The sequence below is a fragment of the Muricoccus radiodurans genome, from assembly GCF_050154705.1.
GTDB classification, from domain to species: domain Bacteria; phylum Pseudomonadota; class Alphaproteobacteria; order Acetobacterales; family Acetobacteraceae; genus Roseomonas; species Roseomonas radiodurans.
The window spans coordinates 1,659,254-1,677,513 of the sequence record NZ_CP189561.1 but is presented as its reverse complement, the minus strand read 5'-3'; the positions used below and the strand labels follow the sequence as shown (position 1 = coordinate 1,677,513).

The window sequence follows — 18,260 nt, the reverse complement described above, 5'->3', positions numbered from 1 at the left end:
GGGGGCCTAGGCCCCCAGGCTCTCCAGCAGGGCGGCGTCGAAGGCCTCCGCCGCCTCATAGGCCACCCAGTGGCCCGCGCCCTCGATCAGCCGGATGCGCGCATCCGCCGGGCGCAGCTGCTGGACCAGGTCCACATACTCACCGATCCGCGCCCCACAGAAATTGTCCTTCGCCCCCCAGATGAAGCGCGGCGGCACGGCAATGCGCCGCACCGCCTCCTGCAACGCCTCCGGCTCCCGCGCCATGAAGGTCGCGCGCATCCGCGCCGTGTTGCGGTCCTGAATTTCCAGCGCCAGGGCGTCGATCCGGCCAGGATCGGCGAACATCAGCGCCTGCAGGTTGTGCCGGTGCGCCGCCATCCGCTCGGCCCCGTCCAGCCCGCGCACCCGGGCCGTCTGCGGCGCCAGGGACGGAATGCCGAACCCGCCCGGCGCCACCAGCGTCACGCGGTCAATCCGCCCCCCGTCCAGGCTGGCCGCGATTCCCGCCACCGACCCGCCGAAGGAGAAGCCCGAGAGCGCATACCGCCCTCCCGGCCCGAGGATCTGGTGCACCCCGCGGATCACGATCCGGGCCACCGCGCCGCGCGTGGCCCCCGCCGGCAGCGCGTCGGAATCCCCCATGCCCGGCAGGTCCGGCACCAGCAGCCGGTAGCGCGCCGACAGGGCGGGAATGTTCCGCGTCCAGTGCCGCCAGGACCCGGCCCAGCCGTGCAGCAGCACCAGCGGCGTCCCGCTGCCCCAGCCGCGCCAGGCCAGGCTGCCGCCATCCTCGATGGGCGTGCTCCACCGCTCCGCGGCACGGTCCAGCGCGTCCAGGATGTGCCCGGGATCGGCCATCCCGGGTCTGGTATCGTCGCGAGGGGTGGGGCGCAGGGCATGGGCAGTCGTCATCACGATCCTCGAAGCGCGCCGCGCGCCTCTTCGCAAGGGGGGAGGCAAGGGAGGGGCCATCGCCGCCGGCCGCGCCCGGCCCAGGCATCCGGGCGCGGCCGCGCCGCTCAGTCCGTCCGCATGTCGGCCGCGCGCACCACCGGCTCCCATTTCCGACGCTCCCGCACGAGGAAGTCGGCGAACTCCTCCGGCGTGTTCGGCAGCGGCTCCAGCCCCTGGCGCTCCAGCAGGGCGACGGTGCCGGGGTCCTCCAGCGTCTCCCGCGCTACGGTGGCCAGCCGCTCCACGATCGGCCGCGGCGTCGCCCGGTGCACCAGCAGCCCGTACCAGTTCAGCACCTCGTAGCCCGGCAGCCCGGATTCCGCGACCGTGGGCACCTCCGGCATCAGCCGCGACCGCCGGGGCATCGGCACCGCCAGCGCCCGCAGCTGCCCGGACCGGATCGCCGACAGCACCGAGGGCACCGTCGCGAAAGCGTAGTCCAGCCGCCCGCCGATCAGGTCCAGCGACAGCGGACCGCCGCCGCGATAGGGCACCGCCACCGTCTGGATGCCGGCCACGCTGTCCAGCAGCGCGCCCGAGAGGTGGTTCGTCGCGCCCACGCCCGAATGGCCCCAGGACAGCCCGTTCGCCTTCTCCCGTGCGGCCGAGAGCAACTCCCCGACGCTCCGCCAGGGCCGCCCCGCCGGGACCACGAGCACGGTCGAGACATCCACCGCCAGCGACACGGGCGCCAGCACCTCCGCCGGCCGGAAGGGCGGGTTCGGCTGGATGATCGGGTTCACCACCATCGTGCTCATGTTGCTGAGCAGCATCGTGTGGCCGTCTGGCGCGGAGTGCGCCACCGCCTCCAACGACAGCGCCCCGCCCCCGCCGCTCCGGTTGTCCACCACCACGCTCTGCCCGAGCAGCGTCGACAGCTTCGGCGCCATGCTGCGCCCCGTCGCGTCCATCGCCCCGCCCGGCGAGGACCCCACGACGAAGCGGATGGGACGCGCGGGATAGGACTGCGCCCGGGCGCACGGCGCGTGAAACAGCGGCGCGAGCGAGAGGCCGCGGAGCAGCGTGCGACGGCGCAGCATGGTGTCCCCCACGTCACGGCCGGCGCACGGGGCCGCCGGTGACGTGGGATGCTTCGCCGGCACCTTGCCGCTGTCCAATAGGCGATGGGGAATTGCGCCATGCCGGAACGGCATCGGCCCGTCCGGCACCTCGGACCGACCTGCGGCGCAATCTCGGCCGCCCGCACCCGACCCTCGCGACGCCGCGGGGCTCGCCGGCCTAGGCCGCCTCGCCGGATCGCTCGTAGGCCAGCCCGCGAGCCAGCCAGCATCCCACCTCCACGCCGCATGCCCGGCCCGCCTCGTCGCGCCGGAAGGCGAGGGTCCAGTCACCCGGCGGCGTGTGGTCCAGGGCCCGCGGGCAGGGAAGGACCCAGAGATCCGGACCCACCGTTTCGAGCAGCTCCATCCGCCCCTGCCCGAGAAAGCCGGAGAAGGCCCCATAGAGCGCGCCGCCCGCATCGGCCACCGTGAGTTCCGCATCGAGCTCCGCGCAGCGGTAACGGCCCGCCACATCCGGCGTCGCCGCCGCCTCCGCGGGCAGCAGGAGGGAAGACTGGTTCTCCTGCGGCCGATCCATCCAAAGCCCGTCCGGCCCGGACCGCAGCCGCGTCCGTTCCACGCCGGCCGTGCCGTCCGGCTGAACGTCCAGCCATTCCGCCGAGTGCCCGTAGCGCAGCCGGAGTCGATCCCCCGCCGGCTCGATCCGGACGGCGAGCCCCGTCTCCGGCTCCCGGTAGGCGCCGACCCACCCCGGCATCGGCCCGATCACAGGGGAGGGCCGTTCCTCGCCGAGCACCGCCGCGAGCAGGTCCACCGCCGCCCCATGGGCATCCGACAGGTGGTTGAACAGCACCACGACGGAGACCCGCTCCGACGGGACATACATCCGGTGGCTCCGCCAACCCCGCAGCGCGCCGCCATGCCCGGTGACCGCGCGCCCGAGCTCTTTGCCTCGGCCCAGGCCGAACCCGTAGGCAGCCGGGTTCCCATCTCGGAACGAGACCGGGGCGCTCAGCCGGCCGTAAAGCGAGGCCGGATCATCCCGCGTCGCGTCCACGTGCCGTTCCCAGGCGATCATGTCGTCGAGGCTGGCGCCCAGCCCCGCATCGCCGGTCCAGAGGATGCGATTCTCCGCGGCCCGGAATCCGCTCTCCTGGCCGCCCTCATAGCCCTCGATGCCATCGGGCATCGCGCGCGTGTCGGCCGCCAGGATGGCGCTCTCCATGCCCACCCGGTCGAAGATCCGGCTCCGCAGCAGCTCCGCGAAACCGCGCCCGCTGCGCTCCTCCAGGATGTCCGACAGGATCCGGAAGTTCTGGTTCACGTAGGAATACCGCGTGCCCGGCGCGAACTGCAGAGACCGCGTTCCCCCGATCACGCGGGCTGCCTCCCGGTCGCCGAACGGCGCCTCCACGGGTGACCCATGCAGCATCGCCACCGCCCAGTAGTCCCGGAGCCCCGACTGGTTGTGGCAGAGATCCACGATCGCCGGCGCCGCCCCCTCCAGCGCCGGCAGGCGCGCACGCACCGCCTCGTCCAGCACGGTCGGATCGGGAAAGGCGTCCAGCAGGACGCCGCAGGTGAACTGCTTCGTGATGGAGCACATCCGGAACAGCGTCGACGGGGTGAAGAGGATCCGCCGCTCCGCATTCGCCCAGCCCCAGGCGTGCCGCACCAGCACCTCGCCGTCCCGGAGAACCGCGACCGCGCCACCCGGCCCAGGATAGGTGCGCGCCAGCCCGGCGAGGCAGCGATCAAGGCGGGAGCCAACGGCAGAGGTCATTCCCGCAATCTCCGGCATCGGGGAACCCGCGTAAACCGCGCCGGAATCAGCGCCTGCCCATCGGCGGGCGCGTCTGCACGGCCCACTCTGCTCCGCCTCAGACGGCCCGCCTCAAAGGTGCGGCGCGATCCCGTCCACACCGCTCGCCTGCTCCAGCGCGGCCAGCGCCAGCAGATAAGCCGCCCGCGCCGCGTTCGCCGCCACCCGCGTCGCGTTCAGCGTCCGCAGCGCGTCCAGCGTGTCCAGCAGCGTGCGGCCGCCGGCGCGATACGCCGCCTCTGTCGACTCATACGCCTCCTGCGCCCGGCGCAGCGCCGGCCCTGTGGTCAGCTCCAGCAGCGCCCGCGCCTGCTCGTAGGTCGCCCAGGCCGTCGCGAACTCCGCTCGCGCCGCGGCCAGCGCCGCATCCGCCTGCGCCCGCGCCTGTCCCTGCTGCGCCTGCGCCACCGCGATGTTCCCGCGCGTGATCGGCGCGGTGAAGATCGGGATGGAGACGCCCAGGCCGAGCGTGTTGTTCGCGAAGACCGGCCGGCTGGCATTCGGCAGGTCCTGGCTCAGCTCCGTGCGGGACGCCGTGCCGCTGAACGTCACATCGCGGGACCGCGCGGCCTCCTGCAACCGGATGTTCGCCTCCGCGGCCGTCACGCCGCGCTCCGCCGCCACCACGTCCGCGCGCCGCGGCAGGGCTGCCGCTAAGTCCTGGCGCGACAGCCCGAGCGGCCGCGTCACCTCGAACTCCCCCCGCAGGTCCAGCGGCACGGGCGCGAGCAGCGCCGCCACGCTTCCGCGCGGCGCGGGCGCGGAGGGCCGCGTCGCATCCTCCCCCAGCAGCGCCGCCACCATCGCGGAGGCCGCCGCGTAGGCCTGCGCCGCGCCCGCCACGTCCTGCTCGAAAGGCAGCCGGCTGGCCTGGAAGCGCAGCAGGTCGCCCTCGGGGATCGCGCCCTCCTGCACCTGCCGGCGCAGCAGCCCCTCGGTCGTGTCCAGCGCCGCGCGGTTCGCGACCGCGACCGCCAGGTTCGCGCGGGCCTGAAGCCCCGCGATGAAGGCCTGCCGCAGGTTGAAGACCTGCGCCCGCAGCGCATCCAGCACCTGCGCCTCGGCCACGCTGATCTGCTGATCCGCGTAGCGGTTGCGCAGCTCCCGCTTGCCGCCGCGCTCGATCGTCAGGGTCAGGTTGAGCGAGAGGTTGTTCAGCGGCGAGATGAACCGCTCCCCGCGGTACTCCCGGAACCGCCCGCCCTCGTTCACCTGCGCCACGCTCTGACTCAGCCCGACGCTGCCGGCCGGCGACGTGTCCGCCACCAGCCGCTGCGCCCGCGCCACGTCCACGCCGCGCCGCGCCGCGATCACCGCCAGGTTGCGCTCCACCAGCCGCGCCTCGGCCTCGGCCAGGGTGATGGCGGGGGCGCCGATCACCAGCGCCGGCGCGCGCGCGGGAACCGGCGCCGGGCGGCGCGGCGGCGGGGCCGGCGGCCCGAAGATGTCGCCGCCCGCATGGGCCGGCGGCGCATTCTGCGCCCGCCCGGCGAGCGGCACGAGCAGGAGGGACGCGGCGAGGACCGCGGGCAGGGAACGGCGCATGTCGGAGGTCTCCCGCGTAGGTCTATTCGGCGGCCGATCCGGCGGGCGCGGCCAGCGCAAGCTCGGCCCTCTCGTCCCGCTCCGCCCGGCGACGGCCGAGCAGGTCCACCGCCGCCGGCAGGACGACGAGGATGAAGAGCGGCACCAGCCCGATCCCGCCCACCACCACGATGGCCAGCGGCTTCGTCACGTCCGCGCCGATGCCGGACGCCAGCGCCATCGGCAGCAGCCCGCAGAAGGAGGCGAAGCAGGTCATCATCACCGGCCGCAGCCGATCGAGCCCCGCCCGCGTGAGCGCGGGCGTCCAGGCCATCCCCTCCTGCTCCCGGAGCTGGTTGAAGTAGGAGAGGAAGATGATCGCCTCCATCACCGTGATCCCGAGCAGCGCGAGGAAGCCGATCGCCGCGGGAACCGAGAAGTTCAGCCCCGCGAGCGACAGCGCCAGCACGCCGCCGGAGATGGAGAGCGGCAGCAGCGCGAAGACCATTAGCGTCTCCCGCAGCCGCCCGAAGGAGATGTAGAGAAGCACCGCGATGATGGCCAAGGCGATCGGCACCACCACCATCAGCCGCGCCACCGCCTCCTGCAGGTTCTTGAACTCACCCACCCATTCCAGCCGGTATCCGGCCGGAAGCGGCACGTTGCGCGCCACCCGCTCCTGCGATTCCACCACCGCGCTCGCCGGGTCGCGCTCCCGCACGGAGAAGCGGACGGGCACGTAGCGGGACGAGTTCTCGCGATAGATGTAGGACGGGCCGGAGATCAGCTCGATCTTCGCCACGTCCCGCAACACCGCATTCCCCGCCGTGCCCACGGGCACGCGCCCGATCGCCTCCATGCTGTTGCGGTACTCCGCCGCCAGCCGCACGACGATCGGGAAGTTGCGGTCGCCGCCGGCCTCGAACACGGACCCCGCCTCCTGCCCGCCCACGGCGGCGGAGATGGCGGCGTTCACGTCCGTCACCGTCAGCCCCAGCCGCGCCGCCCGCGCCCGGTCCACCGTGACCGACAGCGTCTGCTGCCCCACCGAGAGCAGCACGCCGAGATCGGCGATCCCCTGCACCTGGGACATCTCCCGCCGGATCTGCTCCGCGATGCGGGACGCCACGGCCGGGTCCGGACCGATCACCTTCACCGCATTGGCGCCCTTCACGCCGGACGCCGCCTCCTGGACGTTGTCCGAGATCGTCTGGGAGAAGGAGAACTCCACGCCCGGGAAGTCCCGCTCCAGGCGCCGGCTCACCGCAGCCACCAGCTCGTCCCGCGTGTGACCCGTCGTCCAGCGCTCCTGCGGGACCAGCGGGACAAAATACTCCGCGTTGAAGAAGCCCGCGCTGTCCGTGCCGTCATCCGGCCGCCCCTGCTGGGAGGTGACGGTGATCACCTCCGGGAACTCCATCAGCGCGCGGCGGATGCGATTCGCGACCGGGTTGCCCTCCTCCAGGGAGATCGTGCTCGGCATCGTCGCGCGCAGCCAGATCGACCCCTCCTCCAGCGTCGGCAGGAACTCGGCGCCCAGGCGAGACAGCGCGGCGCCGCTGCCCGCCAGCATGGCGCCGGCCAGCAGCATGGTGACCAGGCGGTGCCGCATCCCACCGCCGAAGAGCCGCACATAAGCCCAGCGGATGCCCTTCACCGCGAAGGTGTCCTTCTCCTCCGTCTCCGGCTTGAAGAAGGTCGCCGCCAGGGCCGGGGTGATGGTGAAGGTGGCCAGCAGCGCCCCGCCGATGGCGTAGGCATAGGTCTTTGCCATCGGGCCGAAGATGCGCCCCTCGATCCCGCCCATGGCGAACAGCGGGATGAAGGCCGCGATGATGATCAGGATCGAGAAGAGGATGGCGTTGTCTACCTCGCTCGCCGCCTTCAGCACCGTCATCGGCACCGGCCGAGGCTTCCCATCCGGCCCGGGGTGATGCCGCGCCAGGTGCAGGTGACGAAAGATGTTCTCCACCATGATCACCGTCGCATCCACCAGCAGCCCGAAGTCCAGCGCGCCGAGCGAGAGAAGATTCGCGCTCTCCCCCCGCGCCAGCATCATCAGCACCGCGAAGAAGAAGGCGAAGGGAATGGTCGCCGCGATGACCGCCGCGCCGCGCAGGTCGCCCAGGAACAGCCACTGGATCACCAGGATCAGCAGCACGCCCTCCAGGATGTTGTGCACCACCTTCACCGTGGTCGTGCTGACCAGGTCCTCCCGGTCATAGAGCGGCACGATCCGCACGCCCGGCGGCAGCACGCCCCCCGCGTTGATCCGCGCCACCTCCTCCTGCACGCCGTGGATGGTGGGCAGCGTCCGCTCGCCCCGGCGCATCAGCACCGTGCCGAGCACCACGTCGTCCTCGTTCTCGTGCCCCGCCACGCCCAGCCGGGGCAGGTTGCCCATCCCCACCGTCGCCACGTCGGAGACGAGAACCGGCTGCCCGTCCCGGCTGCCCAGCACGACGTGGCGGATGTCATCCAGGTCGCGGATCAGCCCGATCCCCTGCACGACCACCGACTGCGGCCCGAGGCTGATCGTGCCCGCGCCGACGTTGACCGACCCCGCCCGGATCGCCTCCACCACCGCCGGCAGCGCGAGCCCGTAGGCCGAGAGCCGCCCGAGATCGACCTGCACCGAATAGGTCTTGGAGATGCCGCCGAAGGAGGTGACGTCGATCACCCCCGGCACCCGCTTGAAGCGCCGGTCCAGCACCCATTCCTGCAGGGTCTTCAGGTCCTCCAGCGGATAGCCGGGCGGGCCGACCAGCCGGTAGCGCATGATCTCCCCGATCGGCGACGCGGGAGAGATGCCGGGCTGCGCGCCGTTGGGCAGGGAACCGAGCTGCCCCAGGCGGTTCAGCACCTGCTGCACCGCCTCCTCGTAGGTGTAGTTGAAGTTGAACTGCACGCGCACGTCGCTCAGCCCGAACAGGCTGGTGGAGCGCACCGTCGTCAGGTTCGGCAGGCCGGACATCGCCACCTCGATCGGGATGGTGATGGTGCGCTCGATTTCCTCGGCGTTCTGGCCGGGGTTCTGCGTGATCACGACCACCGTCGGCGGCACCGGGTCGGGATAGGCCTCGATGTTCAGGCTGCGGAAGCCGAGCACGCCGACGATCAGGAAGACACTCAGCAGCAGCAGCACCAGCGGGCGGCGCTCCAGGGCCTGGACGACGAGGTGGCGCACGGGACTTCCCCTCCGGACCTTCCGCGGGCGGCGGGGACGCCGCACCGGGGACGGGCGTTTGCCCCGGACGCGCGTCGTTCGATAGCGGAATTGTGAGCGTAAGCCGGCTGTAAGGTCGCCCTGCCTATAAGCCGGCCGACAGCACGGGCGGGCCTCCGCGCGCCGCCGCCGCACAGGACGAGGTTCGACCATGAACATGATCACCCCGCCGCAGATCCTGGCCGAAACCGCCGAGACGATGACCCCGACGCCGGCGGCCCCCACGGCCGCCCCGGCTCCGGCCGCCGCTCCCGCTCCGACCTCCCGCCGCCGCAAGCTGCTGCTCGGCGCCTGCGCCGTCGTGGCCGCCGCGGGCTTCGCCGGCTGGCAGCAGTTCGGCCACCACGCCCCCGCCCTTGTCGTCGCCCCAGCCGAGGCCGCCCCCGCCTCCGGCCGCCTCCCGGACGGCTCCTTCCGCCTCTCCCCCACCGAGGCGCGACTGCTGCGCGTCGAGAACGCGACGACCCGCGACTTCCGCCCGGAGCGCCAGGCGGAGGGCCGCATCTCCTTCAACGAGGAGCGCGCCACCCCCGTCTTCGCCCCCTACACCGGCCGCGTCGTCCGCGCCGTCGCCCAGCCGGGCCAGCAGGTCCGCGCCGGCGACGTGCTCTTCGAGATCGAGACCACCGACCTCACCGGCGCCGCGAACGACCTGCTCACCGCGCTGGACAACACCGGCAAGGCGCGCACCCAGGTCGACCTGACCCGCCGCAACGAGCAGCGCCAGCGCGACCTCTTCGCCGCCCGCGCCGCCGCCCGCCGCGACCTCGAACAGGCGCAGGCCGACCTCGCCAACGCGCTGTCCGACCAGCGCACCGCGGAGACCACGCTCGCCGCCGCCCGCGACCGCCTGCGCGTCCTCGGCCGCGACGCCGCCGCCATCGCGCAGATCGAGCAGACCCGCCGCGTGAACGCCGTGGTCGCCGTCGCCGCACCGATCGCCGGCACGGTGGTGCAGCGCCGCGTCGGCCCGGGCCAGTGGCTGAACGCCGGCGGCTCCGACCCGATCTACACGATCGCCGACCTGTCGGAGATGTGGCTCGTCGCCGGCGTGCGGGAGCTGGACGCCCCGCTCGTGCAGATGGGCCAGCAGGTGGAGGTCACCGTCGCCGCCCTGCCCGGCGAGCGCTTCCCCGCCCGCATCGAGAACATCGCCAACGCCCTTGACGCCAACTCCCGCCGCCTGACGGTCCGCGCCGCCGTGCAGGACCCGGAGCACCGCCTGAAGCCCGAGATGTTCGCCTCCTTCCGCATCGCGGTCGGCGAGGCGAGCAGCGCCGTCGCCGTCCCCGCCGGCGCCCTGATCCACCGCGGCAGCGCCGTCTCCCTCTGGGAGGCGCTGGACGACAACCGCTTCATCCTCCGCACCGTCCACACCGGCCTGCGCCTGGGCGATGCGGTGCAGGTGACCGACGGTCTGGCCCCCGGCGCCCGCATCGTCACCGGCGGCGCCCTCTTCATCGACCGCGCGGCGCAGGATTGATCCAGGCTGGGTTCCAAGGGTGGCCCTGGGAAAGGCTCTGCCTTCCCCAGACCCCATCCGCCAGGGGCGAACGCGCCCCTGGACCGCGTTCAGTTCAGTCAACGCCCCTGCCAAGGGCGTGACTGAAAGCCGCGGGGGCCGGGGGGTGCGTTCACCCGCCGGTGGAGGGGTTTGGGGAGGCAAAGCCTCCCCCAGGTAACCGGTGCACCCAACCCGATCACGGCGCCGCCGCCGGTAGCCGCAGCGCAAAGACCGCGCCGCCGCCGGGGTTGTCGCGTACCTCTACCGTGCCGCCATGGGCGCGAACGATCCGCTCCACGATGGACAGGCCCAGCCCCAGGCCGCGGCGCCGGCTGTCGCCGGCCCGCCAGTGGCGCCGGAACACTGTCCGGCGCTCCGGCTCCGGCACGCCGCGGCCCTGGTCCGCCACCTCCACGACCGCGCCGAGCGGACCGGGCGCCAGCCGCAATTCCACCGCCGTGCCATCCGGCGTGTGGTTCAGCGCGTTCTCCACCAAGTTCCGCAGCGCCCGGCCGATCGCCTCCCGCTCCCCCCGCACCCAGATGGCCGGGCCGGGGGAGGGGGCCCGCACCGTCCGTCCCTCGCGCTCCGCGATCGGCATGAAGCGCCTTGCCGTCTCGCCCACCAACTCCGCCAGATCGAAGCGGCCACCGGTCACGGGCTGGTCGCGCGCCGCCTCTGCGGCCTCCAGCAGGTCGGTCACCATCTGCGCCAGCTCCTGCACGTCCTGGCGCAGGCGGTCGCGCACGGCGTCGCCCTCCAGCAGGTCCAGCTCCGCCAGGATCATCGCCAGCGGCGTCCGCAACTCATGCGCCACCTCGGCGGAGAAGCCGCGCTGCCACTCCAGCGCCTCGTCCAGCCGGTCCAGCGCGCCGTTCACCGCCTCGATCAGGGGAAGCAGCTCCACCGGCACGGTGCCGACCTCCAGCCGCGCCCGGTCGCCATGCCCCACCGCCTCCGCCTGCCGCGCCGCGCGGCGCACCGGGCGCAACATCAGCAGCAGCAGCCCGACATTCGCCAGGAACAGCAGCAGCGCGCCGACCGCCAGCACGGCCAGCACGGGCCCCAGTGCCGAACGCGGCACGTCGTCCAGCACGATGTAGGCCCGCTCCATGTCCTGCGCGATCTGGACAAAGAGCGGACCATCCGGCGTGGCGATCCGGCGCGTGATGCCCCAGAGCTGTCCCCCGTCCTGCCCCTCCTGGAAGGAATCCGGGATCGCGCCGTCCGGCCCCTGCACCGGCAGGGCACGGTCGGCGCCGGGGGACACGGAGATCGCCCGTCCGCCCGCATCCACAACCGCATAGAGCATCGATCCCGTCGCGGTGTTGAAGCGCCGCGCATTCTCCGGCGTGAAGGGACGGGACAACCCCGCGATCCCCTCGCGCGTGAGCCGCTCGGTCAGCTCTGACCCCGCGGCCAGGATGCCGCGCTGATGCTCGACCCACACCACCCGGTTGAGTGTCTGATGCAGCACGACGCCGCCGACGATGAGCGCCATGACCGCGACCACGGCGTGCGCCAGGGCAAGCTGGGACAGCAGGCTGCGGGGTCGCTCGCGATCGTCGGCCATGACCGAAGCCTACACCCGGCAGCCCTTGGCACGGCACCCGGCACGTGCCCACCTTCGCCCCTTCCGGACGAGGGAATGGGATGCGGCTCCTGCTGGTCGAGGACAACGAGCGCCTCGCGGCCCTGCTGGCCGAGGGGCTGCGCCGCGCCGGCTGGGATTCCGACCGCGTCGGGCTGCTGGGCGATGCGGAAGCCGCCGTCGAGACCGGGGATTACGACGCCGTCGTGCTCGATCGCGGCCTGCCGGACGGGGACGGCCTCGACCTCGTCCGCCATCTGCGCCATCGCCCCGGCGCGCCCCCCGTCCTCGTGATGACCGCGCGCGGCGACGTGAAGGAGGTGTGCGAGGGGCTGGACCTCGGCGCCGACGACTACGTGGTGAAGCCCGTCGCCCTCAGCGAGCTCGTCTCCCGACTGAATGCGTCGCAGCGCCGGGGCCGCGGCCGCGACGTCGCCCCGCTCTCCCTCGGAACCCTCTCCCTCGATCCCTTCTCGCGCGCGCTGACGGCGAACGGTGTCCCCTTCGACCCGCCGCCGCGCGAGCGCGCGCTGCTGGAGGTGCTGCTGCGCGCCGCGCCTCGCCCCGTGGCGAAGGAGACGCTGGAGGCCCGGCTCTCCAGCCTGGAGCGCGCCGTTCAGCCGAACGCGGTCGAGGTCTACGTGCACCGCCTCCGCGCCCGGCTCACCGCCGTGACAGCCGGGGTGACGATCCAGACCGTGCGCGGCCTGGGCTACCGTCTCGAAGCCACCGGCGCCGCCGAGGATGCCCCCGCGTAAGTCGATCGACGTCCAACTCCCGGCGAGGCGGTCGCCGTTCGTCTCGATGCGAGGACCACAGCGCCGCCGCGCCCGACCGTGTCCGGCCCGTCTCGCCGGGTTTGCCACAGGGTGGCACGCTCCCATCGGTCTCGCGACACGGACGAAGCCGGCCTGACCAGCCCTGTCCCTCGGGCGGAGCCGGAGGGAGGCCGCCCCCCGCCTGACCATCCTTCGTGGCGGGCGAGGCGTCCGGCCTCCTGCCAAGGGCATCCGGCGGCCTGTGGCATCGTGACCGCCACACGCGATCCGTGATGGCGGGACAGCCGGCCACCTGCGACGTGGATCGTGACCTGACCCCCAGCCGGTTGGAACACCAGCCCTGCGTGAGCCCTGGTCGGCTCCGCCCACCGCCCCTCCAGCCCCAATCAGGGAGCTTCCCGGGCCGCACCACCACAATTCTGTTGCGTTTCTCCTTCTTAAATGCAACCTGAGGTAGAGGTTAACGCTTCCTTAGCGTCGATGGGAGGGCTTCCCGTGAGCGTGTCGTCCCCAGCATTCCGCGTGGCCCCGCCAGCGGAGGCCGCGCCGAGTGAGGAAAAGGCGGACCGACTGCCGCTCATCATCGCCCTGCCGGTCGTGTCCGGCATCTCGCTCGGCCTGTGGTACGGGATCTACGCCGCTCTGCGAGCACTCCTGGGCTGACCCATGGCCGTGCCCCAGACGCCCTCCCGTGCCCGGCGGATCGCTGAGAGCGCGCGCCAGCTGGCGACGGTCTGGCGGGAACTCGCCGGCCGTGGCGCGGACTTCGCGGAGTGCCTGAAGGTCTGCGTGAAACTCTACCGCGCGGCCGGCGGCTCACCGACGAACGCTGAGAAGGACGTGCGCCGCATCATCGCCGCCTACTCCGATGAGGAGGGCGATTGGCTCTGGGGCCCGGCCATGAGGACTGCCCAGCGACAGGGGCGCCACTTCGAGCTGCCGCTCGCGCTGACACAAGCGCTCCAGGCGCGCACCGTCAGGGCACCGTCGCTCGTCTGGTGACCCGCCCGCTGCCGGCCCCGCGCGCTGCATGACCGGACACAGCCAGCACGCGCCGGGGTGAGAGCGGCCCGCCGAACCCGGCCGAGCGGCGACGTCGCTGGGAGCCCCTGCCGCCCGCCTCAACTCCAACTCTCCGGAGCGACAGCCTCCTCACACCGGAGGTGCTTCGTCCAGGCTGATCCGGTCGGCCCCGCCCGTCTGGGCCGTCACCGGCCGAGCCCCGTCGACCTGCGGCCCTGCCTCCGCGCGTTCGACGTTCCCGTCATCAGCCAGGTTGAGGGCATCGTTCAGGATCTTCAGTTCGTCCTCGACCAAGCCGAGCGGCACGTCGTCCAGCCTCGCGATGCGCTCGCCGTAAACCGCGACCTTGCGGATCCGGTCCACGACCCGAAGCTTCGCGTCGATCGTCGCCACCACCGGACCAGTCGGCGGAAGCGACCTGGACCGCGTTGCCGGCTTGGCCTCGACCTTCCCTTCCGCCTGTCTCTGCGCGGTCAGAACCACCTCGGCCACATCGCAGGCTCGAACCACTTGTCTTGAGTGAAGCAGCACGAACACCAATCCCGGTTCCTTCCGCGACGAATCCCGGAGCATCAACTCGAAGTTTTCGGCAGAACCATGTCGGAATTGGGTCACGAAGACTGTTAAGATTCACGATCGGGACGCGGTATCCGGTTCGTTCAAGATCAAAGCAAGTTCAGCAGTACGGCATCACCGAAGTAAATGAAGACAAATCGCCTGAGACTCGCCTATGACCGGCCGCGTTTTGGCCTGAATTCCTGTGCTCCTCCGCGCCGCCCGTCGCGCGAGAGGACCTTATGCCGTCCAAGACCAGCGAACCGAACATCTCCATGGCTCGGAGTGACCGGGTGAAGCTGGCGGAGACCGCCCACCACCTGATGCACCTCGTCGAGGAGCAGCGCCGGATTAACGAGCTCCTGGAGCGCTTGCTCCGGGCGGTCGAGCAGGAGCGATAGCGGTCCTTGACCATCACGGGTCATCGGCTTTCGGTCATGCTCCCATCGGCAACATCCATCACGAAACCCTGCTGCCCAGACAGAAGAGACTGCCGACCGCTTCACTATTCAACGGCCAGGAGCCACCGCTCCTCAATCCGAATGTGGATCAGGTCTGTCCATCTGGTTTCGAAGAGCACGTGGCGGCGGCGGAGGGTGGGATGCCAAGGGCCGACAGCGCAGCCCCGATGCCGCCGAAGTTCTGAATGGCGTGTCAGGGAGACGAGCTTCTCGAGGTCTCTTCCGGCAACCCCCTATGTCACCACTTGGGCCCGTCCGCACCGTGGATTGGAAGCGACAAGCCTCCCCGCGGGGCGGCCTGTCCGACGTGCGGTCACGTCACCTGGTTCATCCCCGCCGGCCACCTGGAGACCGTGCGACGAAGCATACGGTGAGGTCGGCTTCGGTCGCCCCTGGCGGCAGTCTGGCCTGGATCGGGACTATGCCCCGGCGCGCTGTGCGGACCGGAGTTCCAGCAGCACGCCCCGAAGGATGCTGGCAGCCGTCCCCTGGCCGGCGCTTGCCGCGAGGTGAGCGAGGGCTTCGACACTCGTCACCAGCTTCGGTGCGCTGCAAGGGACCGTGTCGTGGGAAGCGGGTGGGGTGAGCATGGTGCCGGCTTACCGGGCCGGCGGTATAGCCCCGTCAGCGGGGCGTGAAACGGGCGTGAAAACGTCCGGGCCGCGCGGTCCTCAGCGCAGGCCGAGCTGGGCCTCCAGCCGCACGAGGCGCCGGAACGCCTCCACGCAAGTGTCGAGCGCGCGCCGACCCTCCATGTCGCGGAAGGCTTCCGCCGAGACCCTGCGGATCGCCGCGGCCGTCTCGCGCTTCCGCTCCTCCGGGATCGCGAGCCTCCGTACGAGCTCGGCCGTCTGGGTCTGTAGCGGGTCGACACGGGCGTCCGGTGCGCCGCAGGCGACATTCTCCCCCATGGCCTGGCCCACCTCGGCCGCGAGGCGCTCGTCGCACCCGGCCGTCTGCCGCCCGCAATAGCCCATGGGATTGCCGTACGGACGGGCCGGGGCCGGCACCAGCGCATAGATCTGCGCGACCGGATCCACGGCCTGACCATGGGCCCCTGCAGCCATGATCGCACAGAGGGCGGTCATCATCACGCTCGTGACCGCAAGGCGCATGCTCGTTTCCTCCTCTGCCCTCCGCGTGGCGCCGAGTGTGCCCTAGAACTCCAGACATGCCTTGCGGAATGCGGACCCGCTCCCCCAGCGGGATACGCCGTGCTCGGAATCAGAGGTATCTCGGGCCTAGTCAACGGCTCCGGGAAGTCGGACCGCACCTCAAGCCGATCACCCTCGACGAAAAGCCGGTCGGCACACAACTCGCGCGAGGGCCGGACCAACCGAGGATTGGCGCACCTGCCGAAAGGGCGGACCGGCCGTGATGCAGGCGTCTGGCGGAGGGGGTGTCCGTCGAACTCACGTCCAGGGCTGTCCATGGTCGTCCGAAAAGCCTGAGGTTTCGCGGTAGGTTAGAAGCCCCTCCGTCCATCCCTGTCCATGGACGTCCACCACAATCCAGCTACGCTGCGGGGGTTGGCGCGGGGGTTGATCTCCTGCGCTGCGGCGGGGGTTGGGCGGACGATGGCGCGGACAGGAAGGTTGTCGGCTCGGGCGGTGGAGGCGCTGAAGGCGCCTGGCCGATATCCGGATGGGGGAGGGCTGTACCTTCAGGTTTCCCCCTCCGGCACGAAGGCCTGGATCTTCCGGTACTCCATGGCAGGGATCGTAACCGCCAATGGGAAGCGGGGCGAGCGGCAGATGGGGCTCGGTGCCTACGGGGAGCGGAAGCCTGGGGTGACCCTGGCGGAGGCGAGGCAGAAGGCTGGAGAGGCCGCGACGACGCTCCGAGCAGGACGTGATCCCCTCACGGATCGGGATGAGGCGGAGGCGGCGACGGCGGCGTCCCGCGCCAAGGCCGACGCCAACAGCTTCCGCGCAGTCGCCGAACGATACATGGACACGCACCTCCAAGGGCTGGCCAACCCCAAGCACCGGGCGCAGTGGCGCAGCACGATCGCGACCTATGCCTATCCCCTGCTCGGCGACCGGCCGGTCTCCGCGATCACCCGCCTGGAGGTGGCCGACGTCCTCCGGCCCATCTGGAACACGAAGCGCGAGACTGCCCAGCGCTTGGCGCAGCGCATGGACCGGATCTTCCGGTACGCGAAGGCGGCAGACCTGCGGAGCGGGGACAACCCGGCTTCGATGCGGGACGGGCTCTCCGCCCTCCTGACGATCGGTGCGCCTGGCGGCGTCCGCGGGAAGCGCCACCACCCTGCCCTGCCCTGGCAGCAGGTGCCCGCCTTCATGGAGGCGCTGCGGAAGAAGGAAGGGCTCGGCGCCCGTGCCCTCGAGCTCGCCATTCTCACTGCCGCCCGATCAGGAGAGGTAGTCGGGGCCCGGTGGCGGGAGGTGGATTTCGACGCTGCCACCTGGACCGTGCCGAAGGAGCGCATGAAGGCCGGGAAGGAGCACCGGAAGCCGCTCACGCCCGCGGCGCTCGCCCTGCTGCAGACCCTCGTCGAGGAGGGCCAGTCAGAGGAGGCGTTCATCTTCCCCGGGGGCAAGACGAAGAAGCCCCTCTCCAACATGGCCATGGCGATGCTGCTGCGGGGCATGAATGAGGGCCCGAAAGGCGACCCGCTGAGGTGGCAGGACGCCTATGGCGAGGCCGTGACGGTGCACGGCTTCCGGAGCACCTTCCGGGACTGGGCCGGGGAGACCGGGCAACCGGTGGATTTGGCCGAGGCCGCTCTGGCCCACATTGTCCGAGACAAGACCGAGGCGGCCTATGCCCGGAGCGACCTCTTCGCCCGGCGGCGGACCATGATGGAGGCCTGGGAGGGATGGTGCGCCACGCCTGCCCTGCCGGCCAACGTGTCACGGCTGAGGCGGGTTAGAGGAGGGTAAGAGGGCACCTCGCGCCCGGACATTGTGAATTTCGGTCGGTACGGTCGGTACAGGTCGGTACACGTCCCTTTGAGCCCCTGAAATAGGGGCTTTTTGCTGTACCGACCTACGGCCCTCTAGGTCGGTACAGGTCGGTACACCCCCATCTATCGAGGCTGAAAGCTGTTCCGACCTGCCGAAAACTGGTCGGAACAGGTCGGAACAGAAGGGTGGAGCCCCGGGCCGCCGCGGCAATCTGCAATCCAGGTGCAAGCCTCAGTCACGTCTCGGGTCGGCTCTGCTCACGGAGACAGGGCGCGATCCTTAACAATGGTTATCGAAAATAAACTTCAGTCTAAAAACTGGAGAACGTACAACCGTGGCGAGAGCGAGCCGTTCAAGCCGGCTGAACTTGGAGGGCTGAGACCCATGCTGGAGAACGCTGTGGTGTCCACCGATCGCTCCGTGCGGGAGCCACGCTCGAGCCCGATCGACGTGCATGTCGGGACCCGGGTCCGGCTGCGGAGGACGCTCCTCGGGTGGACGCAGGAGAGGCTCGGCGATGCGCTCGGCATCACCTTCCAGCAGGTGCAGAAGTACGAGCGCGGCGTGAACCGCATCGGTGCAAGCCGCCTGTTCGACCTCGCCCGCGTGCTGGACGTGCCGATCGGGTTCTTCTTCGATGCCATGCCGGACGACCGTGAAGGTGCGCGTGAAACCGCAGAGCAGCAGGACAGTGTGGACAGTGATGCTCTGCACCGCCGCGAGACGCTGGAGCTTGTGCGCGCCTACTACCGCATTTCCGATCCAGCGATCCGGAAGCGGGTCATGGAACTGACGAAGAGCCTCGGGCTCTCAGACGACTGACGCACGCGGTAGGCGCCAGCACCGTCACACTCACCTCCTACCTCCGCGGCTCGTACTCCCCCTGA

At 71.3% G+C, this 18,260-nt stretch carries 15 protein-coding genes; 7 read left to right on the top strand and 8 right to left on the bottom strand.

Annotation, left to right across the window (positions count from 1 at the left end; genetic code table 11):
* Positions 1-6 precede the first annotated feature (6 nt).
* The 5 genes from ACP6CK_RS08360 to ACP6CK_RS08340 all read right to left on the bottom strand — a co-directional run bounded on the left by ACP6CK_RS08360 (position 7) and on the right by ACP6CK_RS08340 (position 8,491).
* On the bottom strand, positions 7-894 hold the full coding sequence (locus ACP6CK_RS08360; protein WP_426958422.1) for an alpha/beta fold hydrolase: 888 nt from the start codon (positions 892-894) through the stop codon (positions 7-9).
* Positions 895-1,001: 107 nt separating this feature from the next.
* Entirely contained in the window at positions 1,002-1,976 is a 975-nt protein-coding gene (locus ACP6CK_RS08355) for a Bug family tripartite tricarboxylate transporter substrate binding protein (RefSeq protein ID WP_426958421.1), read from the bottom strand.
* Between the two features lie 199 nt (positions 1,977-2,175).
* On the bottom strand, positions 2,176-3,741 hold the full coding sequence (locus ACP6CK_RS08350; RefSeq protein ID WP_426958420.1) for a D-aminopeptidase: 1,566 nt from the start codon (positions 3,739-3,741) through the stop codon (positions 2,176-2,178).
* Positions 3,742-3,852: 111 nt separating this feature from the next.
* A complete protein-coding gene (locus ACP6CK_RS08345) occupies positions 3,853-5,325 on the bottom strand; it encodes a TolC family protein (RefSeq protein WP_426958419.1) in 1,473 nt (490 codons plus the stop codon).
* Between the two features lie 22 nt (positions 5,326-5,347).
* On the bottom strand, positions 5,348-8,491 hold the full coding sequence (locus ACP6CK_RS08340; RefSeq protein ID WP_426958418.1) for an efflux RND transporter permease subunit: 3,144 nt from the start codon (positions 8,489-8,491) through the stop codon (positions 5,348-5,350).
* 190 nt (positions 8,492-8,681) lie between these two features.
* Here ACP6CK_RS08340 and ACP6CK_RS08335 point away from each other — a divergent pair, with 190 nt between their 5' ends.
* Positions 8,682-10,013, top strand: a complete 1,332-nt coding sequence (locus ACP6CK_RS08335; protein ID WP_426958417.1) for an efflux RND transporter periplasmic adaptor subunit — start codon at positions 8,682-8,684, stop codon at positions 10,011-10,013.
* 217 nt (positions 10,014-10,230) lie between these two features.
* Here the strand turns inward: ACP6CK_RS08335 and ACP6CK_RS08330 are convergent, their stop codons facing one another.
* Positions 10,231-11,607, bottom strand: coding sequence for a sensor histidine kinase (locus tag ACP6CK_RS08330; RefSeq protein ID WP_426958416.1), 1,377 nt, complete (start codon positions 11,605-11,607; stop codon positions 10,231-10,233).
* 80 nt (positions 11,608-11,687) lie between these two features.
* Here ACP6CK_RS08330 and ACP6CK_RS08325 point away from each other — a divergent pair, with 80 nt between their 5' ends.
* The 3 genes from ACP6CK_RS08325 (at position 11,688) to ACP6CK_RS08315 (ending at position 13,406) form a co-directional block, all read left to right on the top strand.
* Entirely contained in the window at positions 11,688-12,383 is a 696-nt protein-coding gene (locus ACP6CK_RS08325) for a response regulator (RefSeq protein WP_426958415.1), read from the top strand.
* 516 nt (positions 12,384-12,899) lie between these two features.
* Positions 12,900-13,067: a hypothetical protein gene (locus ACP6CK_RS08320; protein WP_426958414.1), complete on the top strand. Its 168-nt coding sequence runs from the start codon at positions 12,900-12,902 to the stop codon at positions 13,065-13,067.
* 3 nt (positions 13,068-13,070) lie between these two features.
* Positions 13,071-13,406, top strand: coding sequence for a hypothetical protein (locus ACP6CK_RS08315; protein WP_426958413.1), 336 nt, complete (start codon positions 13,071-13,073; stop codon positions 13,404-13,406).
* A gap of 150 nt (positions 13,407-13,556) precedes the next feature.
* On the opposite strand, the gene ACP6CK_RS08310 is transcribed toward ACP6CK_RS08315, so the two are convergent.
* Positions 13,557-13,967 (bottom strand): hypothetical protein, encoded by a 411-nt coding sequence (locus ACP6CK_RS08310; protein ID WP_426958412.1) that lies wholly within the window; start codon positions 13,965-13,967, stop codon positions 13,557-13,559.
* A 290-nt stretch (positions 13,968-14,257) separates the two neighbouring features.
* On the opposite strand from ACP6CK_RS08310, the gene ACP6CK_RS08305 reads away from it, so the two are divergent.
* Positions 14,258-14,383 (top strand): hypothetical protein, encoded by a 126-nt coding sequence (locus ACP6CK_RS08305; protein WP_426958411.1) that lies wholly within the window; start codon positions 14,258-14,260, stop codon positions 14,381-14,383.
* 731 nt (positions 14,384-15,114) lie between these two features.
* Here ACP6CK_RS08305 and ACP6CK_RS08300 read toward each other — a convergent pair.
* Entirely contained in the window at positions 15,115-15,558 is a 444-nt protein-coding gene (locus tag ACP6CK_RS08300) for a hypothetical protein (protein ID WP_426958410.1), read from the bottom strand.
* Positions 15,559-16,038: 480 nt separating this feature from the next.
* On the opposite strand from ACP6CK_RS08300, the gene ACP6CK_RS08295 reads away from it, so the two are divergent.
* Both ACP6CK_RS08295 and ACP6CK_RS08290 read left to right on the top strand, forming a co-directional pair.
* Positions 16,039-17,349, top strand: a complete 1,311-nt coding sequence (locus tag ACP6CK_RS08295; RefSeq protein WP_426958409.1) for a tyrosine-type recombinase/integrase — start codon at positions 16,039-16,041, stop codon at positions 17,347-17,349.
* A 408-nt stretch (positions 17,350-17,757) separates the two neighbouring features.
* On the top strand, positions 17,758-18,195 hold the full coding sequence (locus ACP6CK_RS08290; protein WP_426958408.1) for a helix-turn-helix domain-containing protein: 438 nt from the start codon (positions 17,758-17,760) through the stop codon (positions 18,193-18,195).
* Positions 18,196-18,260: the final 65 nt, after the last annotated feature.

Bases quoted from the DNA above. Each gene is read 5' to 3' on its own strand.
- ACP6CK_RS08360 (WP_426958422.1), bottom strand. From the start codon at position 894: ATGACGACTGCCCATGCCCTGCGCCCCACCCCTCGCGACGATACCAGA.
- ACP6CK_RS08355 (WP_426958421.1), bottom strand. From the start codon at position 1,976: ATGCTGCGCCGTCGCACGCTGCTCCGCGGCCTCTCGCTCGCGCCGCTG.
- ACP6CK_RS08350 (WP_426958420.1), bottom strand. From the start codon at position 3,741: ATGACCTCTGCCGTTGGCTCCCGCCTTGATCGCTGCCTCGCCGGGCTG.
- ACP6CK_RS08345 (WP_426958419.1), bottom strand. From the start codon at position 5,325: ATGCGCCGTTCCCTGCCCGCGGTCCTCGCCGCGTCCCTCCTGCTCGTG.
- ACP6CK_RS08335 (WP_426958417.1), top strand. From the start codon at position 8,682: ATGAACATGATCACCCCGCCGCAGATCCTGGCCGAAACCGCCGAGACG.
- ACP6CK_RS08330 (WP_426958416.1), bottom strand. From the start codon at position 11,607: ATGGCCGACGATCGCGAGCGACCCCGCAGCCTGCTGTCCCAGCTTGCC.
- ACP6CK_RS08325 (WP_426958415.1), top strand. From the start codon at position 11,688: ATGCGGCTCCTGCTGGTCGAGGACAACGAGCGCCTCGCGGCCCTGCTG.
- ACP6CK_RS08315 (WP_426958413.1), top strand. From the start codon at position 13,071: ATGGCCGTGCCCCAGACGCCCTCCCGTGCCCGGCGGATCGCTGAGAGC.
- ACP6CK_RS08305 (WP_426958411.1), top strand. From the start codon at position 14,258: ATGGCTCGGAGTGACCGGGTGAAGCTGGCGGAGACCGCCCACCACCTG.
- ACP6CK_RS08300 (WP_426958410.1), bottom strand. From the start codon at position 15,558: ATGCGCCTTGCGGTCACGAGCGTGATGATGACCGCCCTCTGTGCGATC.
- ACP6CK_RS08290 (WP_426958408.1), top strand. From the start codon at position 17,758: ATGCTGGAGAACGCTGTGGTGTCCACCGATCGCTCCGTGCGGGAGCCA.